This window comes from Mesorhizobium sp. LMG17149 (assembly GCF_024518695.1).
Taxonomy (GTDB): domain Bacteria; phylum Pseudomonadota; class Alphaproteobacteria; order Rhizobiales; family Rhizobiaceae; genus Mesorhizobium.
In genome coordinates, this window is record NZ_JANIFL010000003.1 from 448160 (window position 1) to 472327 (window position 24168).

Sequence of the window (24168 nt, forward strand, 5' to 3'; positions counted from 1 at the left end):
TGCAGCGAGTCAAGAAAAAATTCCTATCGTGAAGCGCTGCCAAGCGCAGCTTGCGTTCCGTTCAGTCCCGCAGCAGATCGAACATCAGCTTGAAGAAGCGGTCTGCGTCGACCTCATGGGCGATGCGGGCATTGTCCTTTTCACCGCGCTCGCCCCAGTAATCGGCAATGGTCGCGCCGAAGGCGTAGGTGCCGGACAGGTCGACGCCGATATGGGCAGGGCGCGTGCGCACCAATGTCGGGTCGATGGCCAGCGCCAGCGCCAGCGGATCGTGCATGGCGCCGCCGACGCCCATCGAGTTGCGGTGCAGCTTCTCGTAGAACAGCAGCCAGTCGTTGACGAGCCGGCCGAGCGGTGTGTCGATGGTGGCGAGTTCGGCATATTGCGGCGCCTCGATCAGCACCTGCATGGTGACGTCGAGGCCGACCATCAGGATCGGCACGCCGCTGTCCAGAACGATCTTCAGCGCTTCTGGGTCGCAGAACGCATTGAACTCGGTCGGCGTGATGATCTCGCTCTTGCGGTAAAACACGCCGCCCATCCAGATCAGCTCCTTGATCTTGGGCAGCACGTCGCGATGCTTGAGGATCATCAGGCCGATATTGCTGAGCGGGCCGGTGGCGACGACCAGGATCGGTTCGGGCGCGGCGCGCAGCTTCTCGGCCAGGAAATCGACAGCATGCTGGTCAACCGGCTTGATCGTCGCCTGCGGCAGGTAGGGCGAGCCCTCGAGGCCGCTGGGGCCATCGGCGGTGCCGAGCACCAGCGGGCGCGCCAGCGGGCGGTGACAGCCCTGCGCGACAGGCACGTCGCCGGCGCCGATATATTCCAGGATGCGCAAGGCATTGGCGGTCGTCTTCTCGACTTCCGCATTGCCGCAGGTCGTGGTGACGCCGATGAGTTCGATGGCCGGCGAGCGATGCGCCATGACCAGCGCGATGGCGTCGTCGTGGCCGGGGTCGCAGTCGAACAGGATAGGAGTTGGCTTGGTCATCATGTCGTCTTTCACGCCGCCCGCTCGTAGCGCGCTATGGTTTTCTTGAAGCCGTCGAGGAAACGCCGGCCGTCCAGGCCGGTGCAGATGCGGGTGGTCTTGGGCCCGCCGCCGGGCAGCAATTGCCGGCCGCGATAGGCGACGGTCTGGCCGCGCGCCAGCCTGCCGTCGAGCACGACGTCTGCGAACAGCGGCTCGGTCATCGTCGCCAGGCCGGGATCGTAAGCCAGCGCCACGGTGATCACGTCGTCCATCGGGAACCCGACGAGGTCGAAGAATTCGCGCCAGATGTCGATGTAGATCGGGAAGCTGTCGGCGATCATCTCAAGGACGGGATTGTCCCTGGCGACGGCCTGCATGTCGGCGATGTCGTCGCGTGTCAGCATCGAATCGGCGACGCGGTTGTCCTCGCAGATGTCGAGCGGCACGAGGATCTTCTCGACATCGGCGTTGAGCACGATGCGCGAGGCCTCCGGATCGGCCCAGATGTTGTACTCCGACAAGGGTGTGATGTTGCCCGGCGTCTGGAAATTGCCGCCGAGCACGATCAGCCGCTTCAGTGCACCGGTCAATCCCGGCTCCTGCAACAGCGCCATCGCCGCATTGGTCAGCGGGCCGGTCGTCACCAGCGTGATCTCGCCCGGATTGGCCATGACCGTGCCGATGATGAAATCGACCGCATGTCCCGACGTCGCCTGCCGCACCGGCGTCGGCGCCGGCGGGTTGAACTTCTTCAGGCGATCGCCGAAACGGGCAACGAGCCGTTTTTCGAAATGCACCGGCGCCTCCATGTCGGCCTTGGCGTTGCCGACGATCGGCCGCCACGCACCGGCGTGAACCGGGATATCGTCACGCCCGGCGAGCGTCAGTGTGTTGAGGACGACGTTGGTGACCTGCTCGATCGGGCCAGCGGCACCGGTCACGGTGGTCACGCCCTCGAGCCGCAGCTTCGGATTGATCGCCGCAAACAGCACGGCGAGAATATCGTCGCCGGCCGAATCCACGTCGAGGATTATGCGTTCCATAAAGGCTTCCTTCACTGGGGATTTTTGCCGCCGGCTTCAGTGTTCTTGTCTACCGACAGCAGCTTACGCATCGATTCCAGCGTCTCCGCGATGATCCTTGGACGCGCCCGGTAGGACAGCGCGAACAATGCGACCAGCGCGACGACATAGGGCACGGTGAGAACCAGGTAGGACGGATAGCCGAACGTCTGCAGGCGCAACGAAAAAGCATCGGCGAAGCCGAACAGCAGGCAGCCGGCCAGCACCTTCAGCGGATCGCCGTTGGAAAAGATCAGGATCGCCACCGCCATGAAACCACGGCCCGACGACATGTTTTCCGTGAACATGGTGATGTAGCCGAGCGACAGATGAGCGCCGGCGAGGCCCGCCAGCAATCCGCACAGCAGGGACGCGATATAGCGGACGCGGGTGATCGAGATGCCAAGCGCCTCGGCGGCTTCCGGCTTTTCGCCGACGACACGGATATAGAGGCCGAGCCGCGTCCTGGTATAGCAGACGACCAGCAGCGGCACGGCGATGAAGGCGACATAGACGAGCGGCGTGAAACCGGAGATCAGCGGCGCCCACGAGCCGAGAAGGTCGCGGGCACCGGGCAGCTGGACTTTCGGCAGGCCGACGATGCCGTGACCGACGATCGAACCGCGCGTGCCGAAGATCGCTTTCATCAGCGAGATCGTCATGCCGCCGGCCAGGATGTTGAGCGCCAGCCCGACGACCACTTCATTGGCCTTGAAGCTCACCACCAGGACAGCAAAAACCAGGGCGAAGACGAGCGCCGCCGCGACGCCGCAGGCGACCCCCGCCAGCGCGGAACCGGTCCAGATCGACCCGAGGACGGCGAAGAAGGCGCCGATCAGCATCTGCCCCTCGAGGCCGATGTTGAAGATGCCGGCCTTGGTGGTGAACGAGCCGCCAAGCGCGACCAGAAGGATGGGCGCGGTGGTGCGAAGCGTCGCCGCGATCAGCGCGACGTTGATGAGCTTGTCTAGAATTTCCATCGCCGTTCCCCTGCCTGGCTGTCGCCACGCTTTCTCACCAGCACCTGGGCCGACACGCTGAGGATGATCAGCGCCTGGATCACGGTGATGATTTCGCGCGACGCGCTGGTATCGACCTCGAGCAGCAGCGATCCGTTGCGCAGGGCGCCGAAGAACAGTGCGGTGAAGATGGTGGCGACAGGCGAGCCATTGGCAAGCAGGGCGGCGATCAGCCCGTCGAAGCCGAAACCGGGGGCAAATCCTTCCATGAAGCGGTGATGGACGCCGAGCGTCTCGACGCCGCCGGCCAGCCCGCCGACGGCTCCTGAAAGCAGCAGGACCAGGAAACCCTGCCGTTTCACGTTGACGCCGCCATATTCGGCGAATTTCGGGGCCGAACCGACCATCGTGACGCCGTAACCCCATTTGGTGTAGCGGAAGACAAGGGCTGCGCCGACCGCCAGCACCAGGCCAATGACCAGGCCCCAGTTCAACCGCGAAAAGGTGAAGATCTCCGGCAGATAGGATGTCGCCAGGATCGGCGGCGTCTCCGACCAGCCACCCGGCCGCTTGAACAGGAAGATGGTGAAGTAGGACGTGAGCAGCACCGCCACGTAGTTCGACAGGATCGTCGAGACGACTTCGTTGGTGTTGTAGCGGGCGCGGAAGTAGGCGGGGATGGCGACCCAGGCCGCGCCTGCCACGACCGCCAGCGCCAGCGCGGCCAGCGTGTGAATGCCCGCGGGCAGGGGCATGGCAAAGCCGACCCACGCGGCGGCGAAGCCGCCGAGGAACAGCTGGCCCTCGATGCCGACGTTGAACATGCCGCCGCGCAGGCCGATGCAGGCGGCGACACCGCAGATCAGGATCGGCGTCGTCTGCAGCAAGGTCCCGGCGATCTTCTCCTGATCGCCGAAGGCGCCGCGCAACAGCGTCATGAACACACGCACCGGGCTTTCGCCGACCATGAGGATGATGATCGCGCCCATCAGCAGCGCCACGCCGATGGCGATCACCTGGCCGGAAACGGCACGCAAATGGTCTGTCATGATGCGGTCTCCGCGGCGAATTCCGGCACGGCCACGCCTGCCATCATCATGCCGATGCGCTCCTCGTCGGCCTCGTCGCCGGCGACCTCGCCCATGATCCGCCCGTTGAACATCACCAGGATGCGGTCGGCAAGGGCGGCCAGTTCGTCGAGCTGCACGGAAATCAGCAGGATTGCGCGGCCGGCGGCGCGCTGGCGCATGATCTCGTCATGAATGGCCTCCTGGGCGCCGATGTCGACGCCGCGCGTCGGCTGGTCGATCAGCAGGAAATCGGCGCCGTTGGTGAATTCGCGCGCCAGAACGACCTTCTGGATGTTTCCCCCCGAAAGCCGCTTGACCGCATCACCGGCTCCGCGCGCGCGAATATCGAAGCTCTTGATCAGCGTTTCGGCGTTTTGATTTATGGCATTCCAGTTGAGCATGCCGGCGCGGCTCCATGGGGCGCGATGCTGGCGGCCCATCAGGGTGTTGGCCGCTATCGAAGCATTGCGATCGACCCCGCGTACCATGCGGTCGCCTGGAACATGGGCGAGGCCTGCCTGGCGGATCGCGGCGGGGGAGAGTGCGGTGAGATTCCGGCCCTTCAGCCACGCCCCGCCATGGCTTGCCGGTCGCAAGCCCGAAAGCACTTCCGCCAGCTCCGTCTGTCCATTGCCGGCCACACCCGCGATCCCCACCACCTCGCCGGAGCGGACGGTGAAACTGGCATCGCGAAGAGCCGGCAGCAGGCGATCGTCGCGCGCCCACAGATCCTTGACTTCGAGCACCACGTCGCCGTGCAGCGAAGCGCGCGGCCGGCGGTCGAAGCTCACCTCGCGGCCGACCATCATGTGCACCAACTCGTCCTTGCTGAGCTCGGCCGTCGGCCGGGTCGCCACCTTCCTGCCGTTGCGCAGCACCGTCACCGTGTCGGACACTTCCATCACCTCTTCCAGGTGATGCGAAATGAAGATCACCGTCATGCCTTCGGCCACGAAGCTGCGCAGTGTCTGGAACAGTTCACGGCTTTCCTGCGGCGTCAGCACGGCGGTCGGTTCATCGAGGATGATGGTGCGCGCGCCGCGCACCAGGACCTTCAGGATTTCGATGCGTTGCTCTATGCCGACCGAGAGCAGCCCGACGCGCTCGGTCGGATCGACCTGCAGGCCGAAGCGCTTCGACAGGTCGCGCGTACGCGCAATTTGTGCGGCGTGGTCGATCAGCCCATGGCGACGGATTTCCATACCGAGAAAGACGTTGTCGGCAACCGAGAGCGAGGGAACCAGCTTGAAATGCTGGTGAACCATGCCGAGGCCGGCCTTTATCGCCACGGACGGATCGGCGATCACGATCTCTTCACCGTTCAGCCGGATCGAGCCTTCGTCCGGCTGCAAGAGGCCGAACAGGATGTTCATCAGCGTCGTCTTGCCGGCGCCGTTCTCGCCGATGATGGCGTGGATCTCGCCGCGGCGGACCGCAAGGTCGATGCCGTCATTGGCGACGAATGCGCCAAAACGCTTGGTGATGCCAGTCAACTCGACGGCTATCGCGGCATTGCTGTGGAGGGTCGGCGACCCCGGCGTGTTCGACAACGTGGCTCTCGCAGATTGGACACTGATCCGCCGCGGCAAGCCGCGGCGGATCAGTGTAGCGCTTTCTTGGGAGGGAGGCGCTGTTGTTGGCTTACTTTGCCTTGGCGATCACGATCTTGCCGTCGACGATGCCCTTTTTGATCTCGTCCAGCTTGGCGGTCACGTCAGCGGGGATCTTTGGGGCAATATCATCGCAGACCTTGACCTCGACACCGCCCGAGGCGAGGTCGAAAGTGCGGGTGCCGGCGGTGATCTTGCGGCCCTCGACCTCGTCCTTGATCAGCGTGTAGACGGCGATGTCGCCGCGCTTCAGCATGCTGGCGAGCACATTTCCGGGAGCCGAGCCGCACATGTCGATGTCGACGCCGATCGAATATTTGTCGACCGCGGCACTTGCCTGCATCACGCCTTCACCCGTCGGGCCGGCGACGTTGTAGACAATGTCGGAGCCCTGGCCGTAAAGCGCCTGGGCAAGTTCGCTTCCCTTGGCCGGGTCGTCGAAGGTTCCGGCGAAGACGGAGTTTACCTTGACGTCGGGCGCGGCATATTTGGCGCCTTGCTCGTAGCCGCCCAGGAAGTTGCGGATCACCGGGATATCTCGGCCGCCGACAAATCCGATCGCCTTGCCGTCGCCGATCTTGTCGAAGGCGGTGCCCTTGGCCTCGATCATGCCGGCAAGCGCGCCGGCGACGAAGGATCCCTGCTCCTCGGCGAAATTGGCATAGATCATCTTGGGGTTGTCGAGGACGCCATCGATGAACACGAAGCGCTGGTCAGGATATTCGGCGCTGACCTTCTGCAGCGAGTCCACCAGTTCCCAGCCCATCACGAAGATGAGGTCATATTGTTTGCCCTTGGCAAGATTCTCGAACTGCTGCTGGTAGTCGAGCGCGCGATTGCCGGTGTCGACCAGCTTGAGGTCGATGCCGAAATCGGTCTTGGCCTTGTTGAGGCCGTTGACGATCGAAACGCCAAAACCCTGTGCGAAGTATCCCGAGATGGCGGCCACGGAAACCTTGGCCTGCGCGGCGGCCGGTCCGAACGAAATGGCAAGCATCGTGCCGGCCAGAAATAAACTCTTGAGCGCCCTTTTCATGTCATTCCCCTTCAGCTTTTTTCAGCTTTTCAAGCCACGCTTTGACCATCCCCCACATATCGCCGGGACAACGGCGATTTCGTTGATGGTCATATGAGTTTAGGAGCGGCTTAACAGGCTGTCAATCGTCATCCGATGCAGTTTTCTTGGCCCTTCGCCCACGTGCTCGACGTCTGCGCTTGACAAATGTCGACGGGCATAATTGTTGATACTCTAATGAGTTTTCATGAACGACGGGATGAAGGAAGCGAAACAATGCCGGCTGTGGTGGTCAGGAAATTTCTGGTTCAGGTCGAAGAGATATTCCATGAGGGCGGACCCCACGCGGCACGCCCGCTCAAGCGAGGCGCGGTCGTCGCGGTCATTGCCAACCCTTTTGCCGGACGCTATGTCGAGGAGATCACCGGCTTCATGGAAGACCTGAAGCCGCTCGGTCTCGATATGGCTCGGCGCCTGATCGACGCCATTGGTGAAGGCGGCCAGGCCATCGAAGGCTATGGCAAGGGTGCCATAGTCGGCGCCACCGGCGAGCTTGAACATGGCGCGCTCTGGCACAATCCGGGGGGCTATGCGATGCGCGAACTGCTCGGCAATGCCAAGGCGATCGTGCCTTCGACCAAGAAGGTCGGCGGCCCCGGAACGCGCATCGACATCCCGATCACGCACATAAACGCCTCCTATGTGCGCAGCCATTTCGATGCGATCGAGATAGGCATTGCCGATGCGCCGCGCGGCGACGAAATGGCGGTCATCCTGGCGATGACCACCGGCGCACGCGTCCATGCACGGGTCGGCGGCCTTGCTGCCGCCGACATCAAGGGCGAGGACGGATTGCGATGAGCCCGGAAATTCGCCGCATCATCACCATCGTCGAGGAAACCCGGATCGAAGGCGGACGGCCCGTCGATCCGCCGACGCGGCGTGCCGCAGCCATTGCGGTGATCCGCAACCCCTATGCGGGTACCTATGTCGAGGACCTGTCGGCACTGAGCGCCATAGGCGAAGCCCTGGGCGATATCTTGCCCAGGCGCGCGGTCGCTGCTCTGGGCATTGCCGGCGACCGGGTCGAGAGCTTCGGCAAGGCCGCCGCCGTCGGCGCCGATGGCGAGCTCGAACATGCCGCCGCCATCCTTCATCCAAAGCTCGGCGCCCCGTTCCGCGATGTGCTTGGCAAGGGCGCCGCGCTCATTCCTTCATCGAAGAAGCGCGGCGGCCTCGGCGTGTCGCTCGATATTCCGCTCGGTCACAAGGATGCGGCGCGGGTGCGCAGCCATTTCGACGGCATGGAGGTTCGTGTTCCCGACGCACCGCGTGCCGACGAGATCGTCGTCGCTATCGCCGTCACCGATTCCGGCAGGCCGCACCCGCGCGTCGGCGGGCTGACCAAGGACAAGATTGTCGGGATTGACGGCGTCGGCTGACCGTCAGGCCGCCAGGATTTCCGGCACCCGGAGCGCCGGAGGCGTATTTCTGCTCCGGCCGGTCCGCACCACGCCGTCGATGACGACCATTCCAATGCCTGGAAGATTGCCGAGCGCCACGCTGTCGAGCAGCCCGTCGCCGGCGCCGCCAATCGCCTGATCCATGAAGATCAGGTCGGCGGCGCGACCGACCTCGATCAAACCGCGATCGTCCAGTCTGCGCACGCGCGCCGTGTTGCCGCTGGCAAGACAGAACGCCACTTCCGGCGCAATACCCCCCAGCGAAGCCAGCATGGTGAGGATCCGCAGGATGCCGAGTGGCTGCACGCCGGATCCGGCCGGGCTGTCGGTGCCGAGGATGACGCGCGAAAGTTCGCCGCGCTGCCTTGCCAGGTCGAGCACGAACAGTCCGGTGCGCAAATTGCCGTTATGGACGATTTCAAGCGCCCTCGAGCCCTTCTCGCAGATCTGCCGTATTTCCGCGTCGGGCAGGGCGGTTGGCCCGCCATTGACGTGGGCGACGATGTCGGCGTCGACCTCCAGCACGACATCCGCGCCGATGCGGCCGGAGCCGGGCAGGGATGGACCGCCCGTGTGGGTCATCGAGGTCATGCCGTATTTGCGCGCCCAGGCGATCATCTGCCGGCCGGTCGGCCCATCCTTGACGCCGCCAAGCCCGACCTCGCCGACAAGCGTCACGCCGGCCTCGGCGAGACTGCGGAAGTCTTCCTCGGTAAGGCCGGGTTCCAGGATCGGTGCCCCAGCGAGGATCTTCATGCCGTTCGGACGGAAGTTGGAGAAGGTGCGTTGGGCAGCGATCGCCAGCGCCTTCAGCCCGACAAGGTCGCGCGGTCGGCCCGGCGTGTGGACTTCCCCCGCCGAGATCATGGTGGTGACGCCGCCATGCACGGTCGAATCCATCCAGCCGATCTGGTTCTGCCGAGGCGTCCAGTCGCCAGCCACCGGATGGGCGTGGTTGTCGATAAGACCCGGCGCGACCGCGCAGCCCATCGCATCGATGATCGTCGCCGCGCTGCCGCCATCAATGTCGCCTGCCTTGCCAATGCCTGATATGCGTCCATCGGTCACGACGATGGTGTCGGCGTCGATGATCGGTTGTGCTAGATCGCCACTCAGCATGAGACCGATATTGCGGACGACGAGCGTGTTGGCAGACGACTGGAGGTCGGACGACATCGGTTCTCACTTTTGCTGTTATGGAAAAAAGGACTGGACGCAGCTTATTTGCCGCCGTCGCCATTCGATGGGTCGTCGTCGTTGATGCGCTGGAGCAGGCGAAGCAGCGTCGCCTGCTCGGCCGGTGAGAGCGGCGACAGGAACCGCCGCCCGACCTCGACGCTGCGTTCGAGCCGCTCCAGCGTATAGTCGGTCCCTTTGCTGGTCAGCGCGATCATCGTCAGGCGTTGGTCGGTTTCGGAGGCGCTGCGCGTGATCAGCCCGTGTTTGAGCAGTTTGCGCATGACGATGCTGATGGTCGATGGGTCCATCGCCGTCAGCCGGCCGAGATGGTTCTGCGAAACTTCGCCATGCTTGAGGATCGTGGCGAGCGCCGCGAATTGCGTTGGCGAAAGGTCTTCGCCGGCCATGACCTGCTGGAAGCGCAACGTCGCGCGCTGATGCGCCCGGCGGATGACGTGCGCCGGGTGGCGGTCCAGTTCATAGCCGGTCCCGGCGTATTGCTGCAGCACCTGCTCGCGGCTCGGGGGTGCATCGCCGCTCGGCGTTTTCGGCGTCGCGCCTTTTTCGGATTCAGTCGTCACACCGGACTCCTATCGCCGCTGTCTTGGATGTCGTCGGCTGGAAAAGGCTCAAGCCGCAACCCTCGCTGGTTGAAGCGACGTCCCGTCGCGGAGGGCTGCGACGACATCAGCCGAATCGCTGACCACGCCGAAATGGGTCGCTATGTCATACAGCGAGCTTTCCTGCTCGCGTGGTCCCGTCGCCGCACAGCAATCGCTTGGCACCACCACCTCATAGCCCTGGAAAAAGGCATCGTGGACGGTCGAGCGCACACAGATATTGGTGACCACGCCGAAGATGATCAACTGATCGATCTGCATGTCTTTCAGCGTCAGGTCGAGGTCGGTTTGGAAGAAGGCCGAGTAGCGCCGCTTGATCACATGGATCTCATCATCGCGGGCGCCGAGATCCTCGATGATCTCCGGCCCCCAGCTTCCGTCCAGGCAATGCGGCGTGCGCTTCACCCATTCGCGCTCGCGTCGCATGCCCGGCCGGTGGCTGTCATGGACCCAGATCACCGGCACGCCGGCGGCGCGCGCGGCCTCGATCACGGCCAGTTGCGGCCCGACCAGCGTCTCGTACCCAGGCAGGACCATGGCCCCGCCGGGCTTGCAGAATTCATTGATCATATCGATGACGACAACGGCTGCACGGCGTGAATCGAGACGCACCGCGTCATCGTGCCGATGTGAGGAAAAACTGTCCACGGACATGGCGAGCTCCTTTGACCGATCGTTGATGCTCATACAAAAAACCCTAGTGGATGCCAAGTCAATCCCGTTCGACGCAAAGCGTGCTGGTCGGCCTTGCGCACCGCGCTCCGACAAGCGTATGCGCTATTTGTCCATCGCGAAATGGCCTTGACAACGCTTGTCAGGCATGTGCTCGATTTGTATGACCATCAATGATATTCAAGCCGCTGAATTGCGGAGCCGAGGTCGAGATATGAAAACCATCGTCACCGGAGCCAGTGGCCTGCTTGGCCGCCATGTGGCCGAGGCTCTGGTTGCGGCCGGCCACGATGTGCTTGGTCTCGATGCCGTGGTGCCGGATGAGGTCGCATGGCGCCACGCAACCGCCGATTTGACCGATCTGGGATCGACGCTGCAGCTGGTGCGCGACTGCGACGCCGTTGTGCATGTCGCGGCCATTCCGCGGCCGACCGGCCGGGCCGGCGGCGAGGTGTTCAAGACCAACATTGCGACCGCCTACAATGTGGTCGAGGCAGCTGCCATGGCCGGCGCCAGGCGCTTCGTCTATGCCTCGTCCTTCAGCGTTTTCGGCTATCCCTTTTTCGAGAAACCTGTGCGGCCGCCCTATCTGCCGGTCGACTTGGACCATCCGGTCGGCGCGCAGGACCCGTACGGCCTGTCGAAATGGCTGGGCGAGGAAATCGTCGACGCGGCGGTGCGCCGCGGCGCCTTTTCGGCGGTCAGTATCCGCATGCCGTGGATCCAGACGCCGGGTTCTTTTTTCGAGGGCGTCGGGCCGCGCCGCGCCACTGCCGACAGTGCCCGCGACCTGTGGGCCTATCTCGATGCGCGCGACGCCGGGCAGGGCTTCCTGCGGGCGCTTGAATGGCAAGGCGACGGCCATCTGCGCGTCGTCCTGAGCGCCGCCGACACATTCATGGAAGAGGAAACCGAAGCGCTCGTGCGCCGGGTCTACCCTGATGTCCCCCTGTCACGGCCGATCGCCGGTTTCGGCGCCGTGCTCGACACGATCCATGCGCGCGAAACGATCGGCTTCGAGCCAAGCCATTCGTGGCGTTCCTATCCGAAGCCGGAGGCCGGACAATGAAACGGTTCGAAAAACAGAATGTTCTCGTCACCGGCGGCGCCGGCGCGATCGGCAGCGCAGCGGTGCGGCGTTTCCTTGACGAAGGCGCGCGGGTCGCCATTGTCGACCGCAATGGCGCGGCGGCGCAGCAACTGGCTCGCTCACTGGGTGAAAACGCCATTGCCATCGAAGCCGACGTCACCGACGAAGCGGATGTGCGGCGCGCCGTCGAGGCGACCGTCGAGACGTTCGGCGGCCTCGACGTGGTGTTCAACAATGCCGGCATTTCCGGCGTCGTCGCTCCCGTTCACGACCTGCCGGTCGAGGACTGGGATACGACCATCCGCATCAATCTGCGCGGCATCTTTCTCGTGCTGCAGGCTTCGCTTCGGGCGATGATCAAGGCCGGGACCGGTGGCTCGATCGTCAACATGGGCTCGTCCATGGCCGGTTGGGACGTCCTTTCGGGGGGAGCTGGCTATGTCGCTTCCAAACACGGCGTGGTCGGCCTGACGCGGGTCGCGGCGCTCGATGCCGCGCCCTATGGCATACGCGTCAATGCCATCTGCCCCGGCGTGATCGAGACGACGCTTGGCGTGCCAGCTTCCGGCAACGGCGAATTCAAGAGCAGCGTTCAGCATTTCGCCGACCGCATTCCGTTGCGCCGCATCGGCCAGCCGGACGATGTCGCGGCCGCCGTGGCTTTCCTGGCCTCCGACGAGGCGAAGCACGTCACAGGCGTGGATTGGCTGATCGACGGCGGCCAGACCTTGCAGAGCTGGGCCAATGCCCCTGATGGCGGCGCGTTTCCGAAATTTCGCTAAAGTCTTTTCGGCGGCATTGCCTGGATGATCCGAACGGCAAGATCGAGATCGGCGAGCCCGCCCGAAAGCGGCGTGCGCGGTTTCGCGCCGGCAAGGATGCAATCGGCGAAATGCAGCCACTCGCGGCGGAACGACGTATCAGGAACGCCAGGCAGAACGCGTTCGGATGCAGCCTCGCCTGTCGTTTCACGTAGCCGGACAGTCGCCGAGGCATTGCGGAAATAGGGGTTCTGGAATTCGATCCGCACCTCGTCGCGCTCGCCATGCACATGGATCCACTCGTCCCACCATTCATACTGGGCAAGTGCCATGTCGAAGAGGCAAGGGACGCCGCCATAGTCGAGCACGGCCAGCAACTGGTTCGGGCCGGTCTGCTGTGCATGGACGACGCGGTCGGGTGTGCCGAAAGCACCGCGCATGACGGCAAGGTCGTGGCTGGCGAGGCTGAGCAGTACAAGATAGAGATCGCGATAGCCGGCATGGTCCACACCGAGCGCCGCCTCGATGCGCCGAGCGACCGTTTCGCGCCCCGCCGCCAACACATCGGCCGGCACGTCGGTGACCCTGGTCTGCGTGTAGAGTTGGCCATAACGGTCGAAGCGGCCGGCGAAATCGTGGACATGGATCGACTTCGGCCGGCCGATGGCGGCGATGCGCTCCAGCCCGGTCTCATAGCCGGGATCATAGAATTTCATGTAGCCGACAAGGGCGACGAGGCCGCTCCGCTCGGCCTGCTCGACCAGCGGGCGCGCCTCCTGCGGCGTGAAGGCAAGCGGCTTCTCGACGATCAGGTGCTTGCCGGCGCGGATTGCATCGGCAACCATCTCGCCATGATCGTAGGTGCAGATCACGACCGCATCGACATTCGGGTCGGCAAGCAGCGCGCGATGGTCGGTATATCTGGCAGTGACGCCATAATGTTCCGCGACCTTGTCGGCCGTGCCGGGAGAGATGTCGCACAAGGCGGCGATGCGAAACGCCGGCAATTCCATCAGATAAGGCAAGTGCATCAGCTGGGCGATCTCGCCGCAGCCGATGACGCCGACGCCAATAACGCGATCCTGCATGTCAACCCTTCACGGCGCCGGCTGTCAGGCCGGCGATGAACTGCCGTTGCATGGCGACAAAGACGACGATCACCGGCAGTGTCGTGATCGTCAACGCGGCGAAATAGAGCGTCCAGAGCGAGTCGTATTGCTGGAAGAAGCTGACCAGTCCAAGCGGGATGGTCTGCACCGAAGGGTCGCGCAACAGCAGGAAGGCCAGGAAGAAATCATTCCAGATCTCGATGAAGCCGAAGATGAGGATCAGCGCAACGCCCGGCCGCACCAGGGGCAGCATGATGTGGATCAGGATCTCGAGCCGGCTGGCGCCATCGATGCGCGCGGCATCTTCGAGGTCGGCCGGCAATGTGATGAAGAAGCTGCGTAGGATGAAGACCGAAAGCGGCAGCGACGTCGCGGCATAGATGAAGGCAATGCCGAGCCGGCTGTTTATCAGGCCGAGATCGCGCGCCACCAGGAACAGCGGAATGGCCATCACCTGCGGCGGCACCAGCATGGCCGCAACCGCGACTGCGACCACAAGACCGCGTCCGGGGAAACGAAGACGCGCCACCGCATAGGCGCACGGCGTCGCGACGGCCACCAGAATGATCAATGCCGAGCCGGTGACGAAGATGCTGTTGACGATGCGCGATCCCATGCCGGCGATCCGCCAGGCATCGGCATAGTTCTGCAGCACCAGGCTCGATGGCGGACCCCAGACATTGCTGAGCATTTCCTGCTTGGTCTTGAGCGAACCGAACAGCACCCAAAGCAGCGGATAAACGGTCTCGAAGAGCACGAGGACGAGCGCGGCATAGATGCCGCCAAGTTCGAGGATGCCGCGCATGCCGAGGCGCTGCATGAGCCCGCGACGGCGAGAGCCGGCGGCGCCATCGTCCAGCGAAATTGGAGGGTTGGCGGCTGCTCTCATCAGACGTCGAGCCTTTGCCTGCGCATCAGGGCCAGCAGGCCGACACTGGCCAGCCCGACGATCATGAACAGCACATAGCCGATCGCCGCGGCGTAGCTCATGGCGCCGTCCTGGAAGGCCTTGCTCATCATGTAGGTGAGCACCACTTCGGTGGCGTGGTTCGGGCCGCCCTTGGTCAGGACATAGACGATGTCGAAATTGCGCACGAAGGCGCCGGAAAGGCCGAGGATGGTGTTGATGAAGATGATCGGCATCATCATCGGAACGGTGACGTGCCGGAAACGCTGCAAGGGGCCGGCGCCGTCCATTTTCGCGGATTCATAAAGTTCCGAGGGGATCGTCTGCAGCCCGGCCAGATAGATGACGGCATGGAAGCCGAGCCATTTCCAGACATCGACGACGATGATCGAGTAGAGCGCGATGTCGGCGTCGCCGAGCCATGATCGTTTCAGCCCGGCGAGGCCAATGAGATCGAGCCCGCTGTTGAGCAGGCCGAAGACGGGATTGTAGATCCAGGACCAGAGCAGGCCGACGGCGACGAAGGACATCGTCACCGGGACGAAAGCGGCGGCGCGGAAGAAGGCGCGGCCAAGCAGCGCCCGGTTCAGAAGCAGCGCCAGCCCGAGGCCGAGCGCGTTCTTCAGGACCACGACGGCAACGACGAAAATCAAATTGTTGCGCAGCGCACCGAGGAAAATGCGATCGTGCACGAGGCGCTTGTAGTTGGAAATACCTGCCCAGGTCGGGTCGGAAAACCCGTCCCAATTGTGCAGGCTGAGCCAGAAGCCGTTGACGAACGGCCAGAGGTAGAAAAGACCGAAGAGGATCGCGGCGGGCAGGATCATGACGAATGCGACCGCCCCGTCCCCGGCATTGAAGCGCCAGGTGCTGGATCGGCTCGAAACAGGAGCCGCCTCTTGCGGTCGCGTGCTCATGTGGCCTTCGCGCCTTGCGGGGTCAGCACCAGCCCGAGCGTGTCCCTGACATAGGCGATGCTCTCGAGCGTGCTTTGCTCTGCCGTTTTCTTGGACGCATCCAGCTCGATGATGGCGAGGCCATCGTAGTTTGCATCCAGCAGGACGTCGACGATGCCAGCGAGATCGACGACCCCGGCGCCGAGCTCGCAAAAGGCGCCATAGCGGTCATAGCCCTTCAGCGCCGGATCGACCCTGGTGTCCTTGAAATGCATGTAGCGCACGGCGGAAATGTAGGTCTTGACCGCGTCGACCGGATCGGAATTGGTGTGGGCAAGATGCGCCGGATCGATGCACAGGCCGGCCAGGTCGGTATCCAGTTCGTCCATCATGCGGTCGAGCTGGTCGCGGCGCTCGATGAAGGTGTCGAGGTGCGGGTGATAGACCGTCTCGATGCCAAGGTCCTTTGTCCGCCTGCCGATATCCTCGAGCGCCCGGCAAAAGGCGCGGTAGTCGTCGGCCGTGTGCGCCCCGGCAGCGGCTTCCGAGGGACCGCCGCCGAGAACCAGCACCGGTGAGCCAAAGCCCTTCAACATCCTGGTCAGCGCGACGAGAACGTCCCGTTCATAGGTCCAGGCGACAGGGTTGGTGAAAATCGCATTGACGTAGAAGGAGGAGAGCTTGATGCCATACTCGCTCTGGCCTTCCGACAGCAGCGCATAGCGCCGCAAGATGTCGGTGTCGGTGGTCACTCCCATCGGCGCCTGGTTGCCGAGCTGCATGTATTTGCGGGCGTATTGGTCCGACAGGCTGGTGAAGGCGAGGATCTCGAACCAGCCGAAGCCCTGGTCGGCGAGAAACTTGATGGCCGGCCTGAGCGGAAGGCCGGTCAGGTCCCAGCTGTTCAGATGATAGCCGATCGAGAAGCGCTGCCGTTCGGCGCGATGTGTCGTCATGTGTTCTCCGATGGGCGAGGCTGCCCGAAGCAGGCAGCCTCTGTTTTTCTTGCCTGGCACATCAGCCCGGCTGGATGGGCGCTCGCTTGCAGGCGCTACTTCAGGGCCTCATTTGGGCGGCCAGCTGCCCTGGGCCTTGAGGTCGTCGAAGATGGTCTGGATCGATGCGGCGGCGTCTTCGGGCGTCGTGGTGCCGCCGACGATGCCGGCGATTGCCGAAGACGTGGCGCTCGCGACCTCGGATGGCCAGATCCAGTCGAGGAACTTGATCGTGTTCGGGAAGGCTTGCTTGCGCAATTCGACGGCATAGGCATCGTCGACCTGCGGCACGCCCTTGATCGAGGCCGCGATCGGCTGTTCCGGCGCGAGGTAGAGCGTCGCGACTTCAGGCCGTGTCAGATATTCGATGAATTTGACCGCGGCATCGAGCTTCTCGGGCGGGATCGAGGAGGCGACGCACATGCCGTTGTCGGCACCGCCGCCATGGCCAGGCGCGCCCGGCGTTCCGTCCATTTTCGGAAAGGCGAAGACGCCCCATTTGGAGTCCTTGACGCTCGACTGGAGCGACGGGATTTCCCAGGTGCCGCCATAATACATGGCGCTCTTGCCGGCGGCGAAGGCCGCACGCATGCCGTCCTGGTCGACGGAAAGCGAATCCTTGGAAAGGATGCCGTCATCGACCCATTGCTTGATCAGCTTGAACCCCTCGACATCGGGCGCGTCGGTGAACTTCGCCGTACCCTCGAGGTTCTTCTGCGTCTTGCCGACCGGGTCGCCTGATGCCTGCGAAAAGGTCTCGAAGTACCACATCGGCCACATCACGGTGTTCGAGCCCTGATGCAGCAGAGGGATCACGCCCGCGGCCTTGAACTTCGGCACGGCTGCCTTCAGGTCGTCATAGGTTGGCGGGACAGGAATGGCGAGCTTCTGAAAGAGATCGACATTGTAGAAGATCGTCGACGTCGACAGCGTCGAGATCGGCACCCCGTAGACTTGGCCGTTGACCGTAAAGGCGCCAAGAGCGGCGGTATCGATCCTGTCCTGGAACGGCTTGATCTTGTCGGTAATCGGCATCACCAGTTTGCGCCTGACATAGGCGCCATTGGTGTAGAAGGCCGGGCAGGCGATCAGATCCATTTCCTGGTTTGCAAGTTTTGCGGTCATCACGCGCTGAATGGAATCGGTTTGCGGCCCCTGGGCATCCCACTCGACGGCGGCGACGTCGGGGTTGGTCTTGAGGAAACCGTCGATGACCTGTTGCTGGATTTTCTTCTGCTCGTCCGGCGGTTGACGCGGCGCGAGTTCGTCGAGCGCCGAGCCGCCGAAAATCTTGAGCGTGATCCCTTCGGCGTGGCCGATGCCGGGCAGTGTGATCAGGCCGAGACCTAGCAGTGCGGTGGCAAGGATGGGAGCGGCGGGACATTGTTTCGGACGATGGGTCACTCTCTGCTGAAGGGGCATCTGGCTCTCCTTTACGCCAATGCCGAGGGGCAACCTCGGGACCAATATCGTTGATGGTCATATGATCTTGGTCGCCTGTTGATGTTTTTGTCAATCGGCAAGAATGCCTATTATTTCATCGATCGCACCGCCCCTTTCATGTTCGGCGTGGCCCGTGCGGTGTTCAATTTGCTTGGGCATTGATCTGCAAGAAGATCGGCAAACCAATGGTCGGATGCTGGCTGCTCCCGGTAACGGACAAGCCCCAATCTTCGCGATCTACTTCACGCCGATGCCGGCGGTCAGGCCGCCATCGATCTTGTAGTCCGCGCCAGTGCAGAAGCCGGCCTTCGACGAACACAGGAAAGCGATGAGTTCGGCCACTTCCTCCGGCTCGCCGATGCGCCCGATGGGGTGCGCTTCGCCGAAGCGCTTGTAGGCGGCCTCGACATCGGCATCCGTGCCGTTCTCGCCGCGGGCGGCCTTCTCCAGGATCGGGGTGCGGATCGAGCCGGGGCTGACGGAATTGACGCGGATGCCGGAGCGCGCATGGTCGAGGGCCAGGGCACGCGTCAGCGTGTGGATGGCGCCCTTGGTGGTGGCATAGGCGGCGACGTTTTGCTGGCAGGCAAAGCCCTGCACCGAAGCGACGTTGACGATGGCGCCGCCGCCCATGCGGACCATTTCCGGAATGCCGAAATGCGCGGTCAGATAGATGGACCCGACATTGACCGACATCGCCCTGTTCCAGGTCTCGAAATCGGTGCTGGTCGCGGTTCCGTACGGATGCACCGCCGCCGAATTGACGATGATATCGAGGCCGCCGAACCGCTCGACGCCGGCCGCGACCGCGTCGCGAACCTGATCGGGCACGGAGACGTCGGCGTCTATGACCAGCGCCCCGGCTCCGGAGCTTTCCAGTTCCGCTTTCAGCGCAGCGTTGGCCGCGCGGTCGATGCCGCAGGCGACGATCGCAGCACCCCCTGCAGCGAGGCGTCTGGCGGTTGCGAGGCCAATCCCGGTCGTGCCCGTCACCAAAGCCACCTTGCCGTCGAAATCCTTCATTGGGAAAACTCCTTCATTCGCTGTCCGAAACCGTTCCTAGTTTGACACCCATTGTGGTCCAACAATAGGTTGCCGTCCTCTCGCAGAAGGAAGCGGCAATGGAACAGTGCTGGCGCTGGTATGGACCGAACGACCCGGTAACGCTCGATCATGTCAGGCAGGCCGGTGCGACCGGCGTGGTGAGCGCCTTGTACGATATCTATGACGGGCGCGCCTGGCCCCTCGAGAGCATTCTGGAGCGCAAGCGTGTCATCGAGGCCGCCGGCCTGACATGGTCGGTGGTCGAGAGCATTCCGGTCCACAATTCCTTCAAGATCGGCGCGCCGGAACGCGAGCGCTATGCCGGCTACTATCGTGACTCAATTCGCGCGCTCGCCAAGGCCGGCATTGCGACGGTCTGCTACAATTTCATGCCGGTGGTCGACTGGACGCGCACGGATCTCGCCTATCGGCTGCCAACGACAGGTTATGCGTTGCGTTTCGACGCGATCGATTTCGCAGCCTACGATTTGTTTGTGCTGAAGCGCGTCAATGCCGAGGCCGGCTATACCCCCGCCCGCATTGCCGAGGCGGAAGCGCGGCTGAAGGAATTGAGCAGCGAAGCGATCGACAGGATCGAGCGCAACCTGATCGCCGGCCTGCCTGCGACCGAGCGCAGCTATGACAGGGACAGTTTTCGCGAGGCCCTGGCGGACTATGATGCGATCGGACCGAAGGAGCTGCGCGACAACCTTGCCTGGTTCCTGCGCGAGATCATTCCGGTGGCCGAAGAGGAGGGGGTGCGCATGTGCATCCATCCCGACGATCCGCCCTTCTCGCTCTATGGCCTGCCGCGCATCGTTTCGACCGCCGAGGATGCGCGTTTCATCCTCAACGCCGTCGACAGCCCCGCCAACGGCCTGACGTTCTGCACCGGCTCCTATGGCACGCGCGCCGACAACGACATCGTCGCCATGGTCAAGGAGTTCGCCGACCGCATCCATTTCGCCCATCTGCGCAACATCACCATCGAGGATGACGGCTCGTTCTACGAGGCCGAGCATCTCGAGGGCGGCACGGACATGGCGCATGTTATCCTTGCTCTGATGCAGGAAGAGGCGCGCCGCCGTCGGGAAGGCCGCGCCGACTGGCGCATTCCGATGCGGCCCGACCATGGCCATCTGCTCGCCGACGACATCGGCAAGACCAGGCTCAATCCCGGCTATTCGCTGATCGGCCGGCTGAAAGGCCTCGCCGAGCTGCGTGGCATCATGCGCGCCATCGAGCGGTTCGAGCTGGCTTGAATGCCCTCCGGCCGGTCGGCTGGCGGATTTACAGGCGATCACGCGCGGTTGCGCTTCCGCTGTGACTTATACGATGTCGCACTGGAAAGTGCGGCCTACGAGAGGCATGGCGGGTAAAGCACGTGTCGGGAAATTATTTGCCGGCAGTTCACAATATGCAGCGCTGACGTTCTTCCATTCGGGCCAGATTGGACTTCTTGTTGCTTTGATCGGCACGCCTTGCGTGTCACTTTGAGATGCATTCATTCTCGAAGCTCTTGCCGGTGGTCGCTTCTACTTCTCCTAAGCCAAGGCAGAGAAAAGAAGGAACCTGACCATGCCTAGAATTGTGCCGGTGCTCGATCTGAGCCGTCTCGAACAAGGTGCCTCCGAATATCGTACCTTTCTCCTGGACCTGCGCACGGCGGCTCGGGACGTCGGCTTCTTCTATCTCAGCGGCCACGGAATTTCGGCCTCGGAGATCGACGACGTGCTCGATGCCTCGCGCCGGTTCTTCGCGCTGCCGGAGGCCGACAAGCTGGCGATCGAAATGGTCAAATCCCAGCAGTTCCGCGGCTACACCCGCGCCGGTGGCGAACTGACCAAGGGCGCGGCCGATTGGCGTGAGCAACTCGACATCGGCGTCGAGCGCCAGCCCATAGCGCAGGGACCTGGAATTGCACCGTGGACAAGGTTGCAAGGACCCAACCAATGGCCGTCGGCATTGCCGGAGCTCAAGCCGGCACTGCTTGCATGGCAGGCCAAGGCGACCGCGGTGGCGATTCGGCTGCTGAAAGCCTTCGCACTATCGCTCGATCAGCCCGAGGACGCCTTCGACGCGATCTACCGGGACTCGCCCAACCATCGTATGAAGATCGTTCGTTATCCCGGCCGTGACGCGACCGAAGGCGACCAGGGCGTCGGCGCGCACAAGGATGGCGGCTTCCTGACCCTGCTGCTGCAGGACGACAACAAGGGGCTGCAGGTCGAATATGACGGAAGCTGGGTGAATGTGGATCCGCTGCCCGGAACGCTGGTCGTCAACATCGGCGAACTGCTCGAACTCGCATCGAATGGATATCTGCGGGCCACCGTGCACCGCGTCGTGACGCCGCCTGCCGGCGTCGAAAGGATTTCCGTTCCCTTCTTCTTCAGCGCGCGGCTCGATGCGACCATCCCGCTTCTCGGCCTTTCCGAGGAACTGGCGGCGCAGGCGCGCGGACCGGCAAGCGATCCCGACAACCCGTTGTTCCGCGACGTCGGAATCAATGTGCTCAAAAGCCGGCTGCGTTCCCATCCCGACGTGGCACGCCGCCACTATGCCGATCTTCTGGAGACTGGAACGGTGGGTTCGTGACGGTCGCCTGGCACGAATTTTTGCCGTTTGGCATGTTTTTTGGAATGCCATTCGTCGCCAAGGCTTGGAAATAAGCTCAAAAAGGTAAAATCGTTCGGCGGTTTCCTCCCATTTCGCCGAACGGTGTTCCCCTCTGAAGGTTTTGACCTTCTTTTTGGCCGGGCCGTATTCGAGCCCGGCCGTTTTTTGTCCTGGGGTATCAGCGCAAAACTGAAATGCTGCAAAAGCCCGGCGCAGCGGAACAGAATACCTTCCCGAGTTGGGCTGACCGTCCGATCCTGAGAAGGATTCGAGCACTGTGCTCGACTGTATCGATCGGCCGGAACATCTTTCATGACACGAAAACAACTGCGCCTCGGCGCCTTCATGCGCCCCGTCAGCCTGCACACCGGCGCCTGGCGCTATCCGGGCGCCTATGCCGACGCCAATTTCAATTTCGCGCATCTGAAGCGCTTCGCCCAGACCCTGGAAGCGGCGAAGTTCGACGCCTTCTTCATGGCCGACCATCTGGCCGTTCTGAACATGCCGATCGAGGCGTTGCGGCGCAGCCACACGGTCACCTCGTTCGAGCCGTTCACGCTGCTGTCGGCGCTCGCCGCCGTCACTGACCATATCGGGCTGGTCGCCACCGCATCGACGACGTTCGACGCGCCTTATCATGTTGCTCGCCGCTTCGCCTCGCTGGACCATATCAGCGGTGGACGCGCCGGCTGGAACATCGTCACCACGTCCAACCCTGACGCGGCGCTGAACTTCGGCCTCGACGAGCATGTCGAGCATGATGAGCGCTACCGGCGGGCGCGGGAATTTTACGATGTCGTCACCGGCCTGTGGGACAGCTTTGCCGACGATGCCTTCATCCGCGACGCCGAAAGCGGGTTCTATTTCGATCCGGCCAGGCTGCATGTGCTCGACCACAAGGGCGAACATCTCTCGGTGCGTGGGCCGCTCAACATCGCCCGGCCAATCCAGGGTTGGCCGGTCGTCGTCCAGGCCGGCGCGTCGGAGGCTGGACGCCAACTGGCGGCGGAGACAGCGGAGGTCATTTTCGCCGCCCATGCGGATATCGCGGCGGGACAGCGTTTCTTTGCCGACGTCAAAGGCCGTGCGGAGAAACTCGGCCGCTCGCGTGACGACATCAAGATCCTGCCTGGCGCCTTTGTCGTTGTCGGCGACAGCGTCGAGGACGCGCAGGCCAGGCGGGCGAAGCTCGACAGCCTCGTCTACTACGAGAGCGGCATCGCCTCGCTGTCGATCGCGATCGGACACGATGCGTCCGGATTTGACCCGGACGCGCCCTTGCCCGAAATCCCCGAGACCAATGCGAGCAGGAGTGGCCGCGAGCGCGTCATCGAACTGGCACGCGAGGAGAACCTGACCGTCAGGCAGCTTGCGCAAAGGCTGGGCGGCTATTCCGGCCTTGCTTTTGTCGGCACGCCTGAAACAATCGCCGACGAGATGGAGGAATGGCTGGTTGCCGAGGGCTCTGACGGGTTCAACATCATGTTTCCTTACCTGCCGGCAGGGCTGGATGATTTTGCCGAGAAAGTGGTGCCGGAATTGCAACGGCGAGGCATCTTCAGGCGGCAATATGAGGGGTCGACACTGCGCGAGAATCTCGGCCTGAAGCGGCCGCCCAACCGGTTTTTCGAGTAGAACATCCTTCGCGGAGAGGTCTCCATGTCAATCCAGTCCAACACCCGCATCGTGCTCGCGGCGCGACCGCAAGGCCGGCCGAAGCCGGATGATTTCCGCATCGATACGGTTGACCTTGACCAGCCGGGAGAGGGCGAACTGCTGTTGCAGATCCTTTATCTGTCGCTCGATCCCTATATGCGCGGTCGTATGAACGCCACCAAATCCTATGCCAAGCCGGTCGATGTCGACGGCGTGATGGAGGGCGGCACCGTCGCGCGTGTGATGATCTCTCGCCATCCGGAATTTGCTGAAGGCGATATCGTCCTGTCCCACTCCGGATGGCAGAGTTTCGCCCTGTCCGACGGTGTCGGGCTGCGCAAGCTCGATCCCGCGGCTGCACCCATAACAACCGCGCTCGGCGTGCTCGGCATGCCGGGCTTTACGGCCTATGCCGGTCTGCTCACCATCGGGCAGCCGAAGCCTGGCGAGACGGTCGTCGTCGCGGCCGCCAGCGGCGCGGTCGGGTCGGCCGTTGGCCAGATCGCGCGCATCAAGGGTGCGCGTGCCGTCGGCATTGCCGGCGGTGCCGAAAAGTGCGCCTTCGTGCGAGAAGAGCTCGGCTTTGACGCGGTCGTCGATCACCGGGCCGACGATTTTGCAGAGCAGTTGAAGGCAGCTTGCCCCGGCGGCATCGACATCTATTTCGAAAATGTCGGCGGTCCTGTCTGGGACGCGGTGTTTCCGCTGCTGAACGAATTTGCGCGTGTGCCGGTCTGCGGGCTGATCGCGCAGTACAACGTCATCGCGGATGCCGGCACCGACCGGTTGCCGACATTGATGCAGCAAGTGCTGCACCGCAGCCTGACGATCAGGGGTTTTATCCAGCGCGAATTTGTCGACCAGCGCCCGGCCTTCTATCGTGAGATGGCCGAATGGATAGCGTCCGGCCGCGTCCGCTACAGGGAAGATATCGTGGACGGCATCGAAAATGCGCCTCAGGCCTTTCTCGGCCTTCTCGAAGGCAGGAATTTCGGCAAGCTGATCGTGCGTATCGCGGAATAA

General features: G+C 63.2%; 23 protein-coding genes. 8 read left to right on the forward strand and 15 right to left on the reverse strand.

The genetic code is table 11. From position 1 onward, the window contains the following. Nucleotides 1-61: 61 nt before the first annotated feature. The 6 genes from NP945_RS08305 to NP945_RS08330 all read right to left on the reverse strand — a co-directional run bounded on the left by NP945_RS08305 (nucleotide 62) and on the right by NP945_RS08330 (nucleotide 6712). Nucleotides 62-1009: a nucleoside hydrolase gene (locus NP945_RS08305; protein WP_256746074.1), complete on the reverse strand. Its 948-nt coding sequence runs from the start codon at nucleotides 1007-1009 to the stop codon at nucleotides 62-64. Next, nucleotides 1006-2019: a nucleoside hydrolase gene (locus NP945_RS08310; RefSeq protein WP_256746075.1), complete on the reverse strand. Its 1014-nt coding sequence runs from the start codon at nucleotides 2017-2019 to the stop codon at nucleotides 1006-1008. Before NP945_RS08310 ends, NP945_RS08305 begins: the two co-directional genes overlap by 4 nt. An 11-nt stretch (nucleotides 2020-2030) precedes the next feature. After that, on the reverse strand, nucleotides 2031-3017 hold the full coding sequence (locus NP945_RS08315) for an ABC transporter permease (protein WP_256746076.1): 987 nt from the start codon (nucleotides 3015-3017) through the stop codon (nucleotides 2031-2033). Beyond that, nucleotides 3005-4045: an ABC transporter permease gene (locus NP945_RS08320; protein WP_127272241.1), complete on the reverse strand. Its 1041-nt coding sequence runs from the start codon at nucleotides 4043-4045 to the stop codon at nucleotides 3005-3007. Before NP945_RS08320 ends, NP945_RS08315 begins: the two co-directional genes overlap by 13 nt. Next, nucleotides 4042-5616: an ABC transporter ATP-binding protein gene (locus NP945_RS08325; RefSeq protein ID WP_127301659.1), complete on the reverse strand. Its 1575-nt coding sequence runs from the start codon at nucleotides 5614-5616 to the stop codon at nucleotides 4042-4044. The genes NP945_RS08320 and NP945_RS08325 overlap by 4 nt, the downstream gene beginning before the upstream one ends. Nucleotides 5617-5707: 91 nt before the next feature. Then, on the reverse strand, nucleotides 5708-6712 hold the full coding sequence (locus NP945_RS08330; protein ID WP_127267638.1) for a BMP family protein: 1005 nt from the start codon (nucleotides 6710-6712) through the stop codon (nucleotides 5708-5710). 255 nt (nucleotides 6713-6967) lie between these two features. On the opposite strand from NP945_RS08330, the gene NP945_RS08335 reads away from it, so the two are divergent. Together NP945_RS08335 and NP945_RS08340 are read left to right on the forward strand one after the other, a co-directional pair. Continuing rightward, a complete protein-coding gene (locus NP945_RS08335) occupies nucleotides 6968-7552 on the forward strand; it encodes an amino acid synthesis family protein (RefSeq protein ID WP_127396267.1) in 585 nt (194 codons plus the stop codon). After that, on the forward strand, nucleotides 7549-8133 hold the full coding sequence (locus tag NP945_RS08340) for an amino acid synthesis family protein (protein ID WP_127329177.1): 585 nt from the start codon (nucleotides 7549-7551) through the stop codon (nucleotides 8131-8133). Before NP945_RS08335 ends, NP945_RS08340 begins: the two co-directional genes overlap by 4 nt. Before the next feature lie 3 nt (nucleotides 8134-8136). Here the strand turns inward: NP945_RS08340 and NP945_RS08345 are convergent, their stop codons facing one another. The 3 genes from NP945_RS08345 to NP945_RS08355 are packed head-to-tail and all read right to left on the reverse strand — an operon-like array spanning nucleotide 8137 to nucleotide 10607. Then, nucleotides 8137-9330, reverse strand: coding sequence for an amidohydrolase family protein (locus tag NP945_RS08345; protein ID WP_256746077.1), 1194 nt, complete (start codon nucleotides 9328-9330; stop codon nucleotides 8137-8139). A gap of 44 nt (nucleotides 9331-9374) precedes the next feature. Continuing rightward, on the reverse strand, nucleotides 9375-9914 hold the full coding sequence (locus NP945_RS08350; protein ID WP_256746078.1) for a MarR family winged helix-turn-helix transcriptional regulator: 540 nt from the start codon (nucleotides 9912-9914) through the stop codon (nucleotides 9375-9377). A 48-nt stretch (nucleotides 9915-9962) separates the two neighbouring features. After that, nucleotides 9963-10607: a cysteine hydrolase family protein gene (locus NP945_RS08355; RefSeq protein ID WP_256746079.1), complete on the reverse strand. Its 645-nt coding sequence runs from the start codon at nucleotides 10605-10607 to the stop codon at nucleotides 9963-9965. A 232-nt stretch (nucleotides 10608-10839) separates the two neighbouring features. On the opposite strand from NP945_RS08355, the gene NP945_RS08360 reads away from it, so the two are divergent. Together NP945_RS08360 and NP945_RS08365 are read left to right on the forward strand one after the other, a co-directional pair. Continuing rightward, complete coding sequence (locus NP945_RS08360) at nucleotides 10840-11694, forward strand: NAD(P)-dependent oxidoreductase (protein ID WP_256746080.1); 855 nt, start codon at nucleotides 10840-10842, stop codon at nucleotides 11692-11694. Further along, a complete protein-coding gene (locus NP945_RS08365) occupies nucleotides 11691-12497 on the forward strand; it encodes an SDR family NAD(P)-dependent oxidoreductase (RefSeq protein WP_127267632.1) in 807 nt (268 codons plus the stop codon). Before NP945_RS08360 ends, NP945_RS08365 begins: the two co-directional genes overlap by 4 nt. Here the strand turns inward: NP945_RS08365 and NP945_RS08370 are convergent. The 6 genes from NP945_RS08370 to NP945_RS08395 form a co-directional block, all read right to left on the reverse strand. Further along, nucleotides 12494-13564 (reverse strand): Gfo/Idh/MocA family protein, encoded by a 1071-nt coding sequence (locus NP945_RS08370; protein WP_256746081.1) that lies wholly within the window; start codon nucleotides 13562-13564, stop codon nucleotides 12494-12496. The two genes, NP945_RS08365 and NP945_RS08370, sit on opposite strands and share 4 nt — an antisense overlap. A gap of 1 nt (nucleotide 13565) precedes the next feature. Continuing rightward, entirely contained in the window at nucleotides 13566-14474 is a 909-nt protein-coding gene (locus NP945_RS08375; protein WP_127267630.1) for a carbohydrate ABC transporter permease, read from the reverse strand. Continuing rightward, a complete protein-coding gene (locus NP945_RS08380; RefSeq protein ID WP_256746082.1) occupies nucleotides 14474-15409 on the reverse strand; it encodes a carbohydrate ABC transporter permease in 936 nt (311 codons plus the stop codon). Before NP945_RS08380 ends, NP945_RS08375 begins: the two co-directional genes overlap by 1 nt. Next, nucleotides 15406-16344 carry a sugar phosphate isomerase/epimerase gene (locus NP945_RS08385; protein ID WP_256746083.1) on the reverse strand — a complete coding sequence of 313 codons (939 nt, stop codon included), beginning with the start codon at nucleotides 16342-16344 and terminating at the stop codon, nucleotides 15406-15408. Before NP945_RS08385 ends, NP945_RS08380 begins: the two co-directional genes overlap by 4 nt. Nucleotides 16345-16452: 108 nt before the next feature. Then, on the reverse strand, nucleotides 16453-17805 hold the full coding sequence (locus tag NP945_RS08390) for an extracellular solute-binding protein (protein ID WP_256746084.1): 1353 nt from the start codon (nucleotides 17803-17805) through the stop codon (nucleotides 16453-16455). A 258-nt stretch (nucleotides 17806-18063) separates the two neighbouring features. After that, entirely contained in the window at nucleotides 18064-18849 is a 786-nt protein-coding gene (locus tag NP945_RS08395; RefSeq protein ID WP_256746085.1) for an SDR family NAD(P)-dependent oxidoreductase, read from the reverse strand. Between the two features lie 98 nt (nucleotides 18850-18947). Between NP945_RS08395 and uxuA the strand changes: the two genes are divergently transcribed. The 4 genes from uxuA (at nucleotide 18948) to NP945_RS08415 (ending at nucleotide 24168) form a co-directional block, all read left to right on the forward strand. After that, nucleotides 18948-20132 carry a mannonate dehydratase gene (gene uxuA, locus NP945_RS08400; RefSeq protein ID WP_256746086.1) on the forward strand — a complete coding sequence of 395 codons (1185 nt, stop codon included), beginning with the start codon at nucleotides 18948-18950 and terminating at the stop codon, nucleotides 20130-20132. A 316-nt stretch (nucleotides 20133-20448) separates the two neighbouring features. Next, on the forward strand, nucleotides 20449-21468 hold the full coding sequence (locus NP945_RS08405) for an isopenicillin N synthase family oxygenase (protein ID WP_256746087.1): 1020 nt from the start codon (nucleotides 20449-20451) through the stop codon (nucleotides 21466-21468). 333 nt (nucleotides 21469-21801) lie between these two features. Next, the gene (locus NP945_RS08410) at nucleotides 21802-23124 is read left to right on the forward strand and encodes an LLM class flavin-dependent oxidoreductase (RefSeq protein ID WP_256746088.1); all 1323 of its coding nucleotides are present in this window, start codon (nucleotides 21802-21804) and stop codon (nucleotides 23122-23124) included. Nucleotides 23125-23148: 24 nt separating this feature from the next. Continuing rightward, nucleotides 23149-24168: an NADP-dependent oxidoreductase gene (locus NP945_RS08415; protein WP_256746089.1), complete on the forward strand. Its 1020-nt coding sequence runs from the start codon at nucleotides 23149-23151 to the stop codon at nucleotides 24166-24168.

What these genes read in the sequence shown, in the direction of transcription:
- NP945_RS08330 (WP_127267638.1), bottom strand. Translation starts at nt 6,712, where the DNA reads ATGAAAAGGGCGCTCAAGAGTTTATTTCTGGCCGGCACGATGCTTGCC.
- NP945_RS08340 (WP_127329177.1), top strand. Translation starts at nt 7,549, where the DNA reads ATGAGCCCGGAAATTCGCCGCATCATCACCATCGTCGAGGAAACCCGG.
- NP945_RS08375 (WP_127267630.1), bottom strand. Translation starts at nt 14,474, where the DNA reads ATGAGAGCAGCCGCCAACCCTCCAATTTCGCTGGACGATGGCGCCGCC.
- NP945_RS08390 (WP_256746084.1), bottom strand. Translation starts at nt 17,805, where the DNA reads ATGCCCCTTCAGCAGAGAGTGACCCATCGTCCGAAACAATGTCCCGCC.
- NP945_RS08370 (WP_256746081.1), bottom strand. Translation starts at nt 13,564, where the DNA reads ATGCAGGATCGCGTTATTGGCGTCGGCGTCATCGGCTGCGGCGAGATC.
- NP945_RS08405 (WP_256746087.1), top strand. Translation starts at nt 20,449, where the DNA reads ATGCCTAGAATTGTGCCGGTGCTCGATCTGAGCCGTCTCGAACAAGGT.
- NP945_RS08385 (WP_256746083.1), bottom strand. Translation starts at nt 16,344, where the DNA reads ATGACGACACATCGCGCCGAACGGCAGCGCTTCTCGATCGGCTATCAT.
- NP945_RS08365 (WP_127267632.1), top strand. Translation starts at nt 11,691, where the DNA reads ATGAAACGGTTCGAAAAACAGAATGTTCTCGTCACCGGCGGCGCCGGC.
- NP945_RS08355 (WP_256746079.1), bottom strand. Translation starts at nt 10,607, where the DNA reads ATGTCCGTGGACAGTTTTTCCTCACATCGGCACGATGACGCGGTGCGT.
- NP945_RS08335 (WP_127396267.1), top strand. Translation starts at nt 6,968, where the DNA reads ATGCCGGCTGTGGTGGTCAGGAAATTTCTGGTTCAGGTCGAAGAGATA.
- NP945_RS08410 (WP_256746088.1), top strand. Translation starts at nt 21,802, where the DNA reads ATGACACGAAAACAACTGCGCCTCGGCGCCTTCATGCGCCCCGTCAGC.
- NP945_RS08360 (WP_256746080.1), top strand. Translation starts at nt 10,840, where the DNA reads ATGAAAACCATCGTCACCGGAGCCAGTGGCCTGCTTGGCCGCCATGTG.
- NP945_RS08395 (WP_256746085.1), bottom strand. Translation starts at nt 18,849, where the DNA reads ATGAAGGATTTCGACGGCAAGGTGGCTTTGGTGACGGGCACGACCGGG.
- NP945_RS08315 (WP_256746076.1), bottom strand. Translation starts at nt 3,017, where the DNA reads ATGGAAATTCTAGACAAGCTCATCAACGTCGCGCTGATCGCGGCGACG.
- NP945_RS08415 (WP_256746089.1), top strand. Translation starts at nt 23,149, where the DNA reads ATGTCAATCCAGTCCAACACCCGCATCGTGCTCGCGGCGCGACCGCAA.
- NP945_RS08380 (WP_256746082.1), bottom strand. Translation starts at nt 15,409, where the DNA reads ATGAGCACGCGACCGCAAGAGGCGGCTCCTGTTTCGAGCCGATCCAGC.
- uxuA (WP_256746086.1), top strand. Translation starts at nt 18,948, where the DNA reads ATGGAACAGTGCTGGCGCTGGTATGGACCGAACGACCCGGTAACGCTC.
- NP945_RS08310 (WP_256746075.1), bottom strand. Translation starts at nt 2,019, where the DNA reads ATGGAACGCATAATCCTCGACGTGGATTCGGCCGGCGACGATATTCTC.
- NP945_RS08320 (WP_127272241.1), bottom strand. Translation starts at nt 4,045, where the DNA reads ATGACAGACCATTTGCGTGCCGTTTCCGGCCAGGTGATCGCCATCGGC.
- NP945_RS08345 (WP_256746077.1), bottom strand. Translation starts at nt 9,330, where the DNA reads ATGTCGTCCGACCTCCAGTCGTCTGCCAACACGCTCGTCGTCCGCAAT.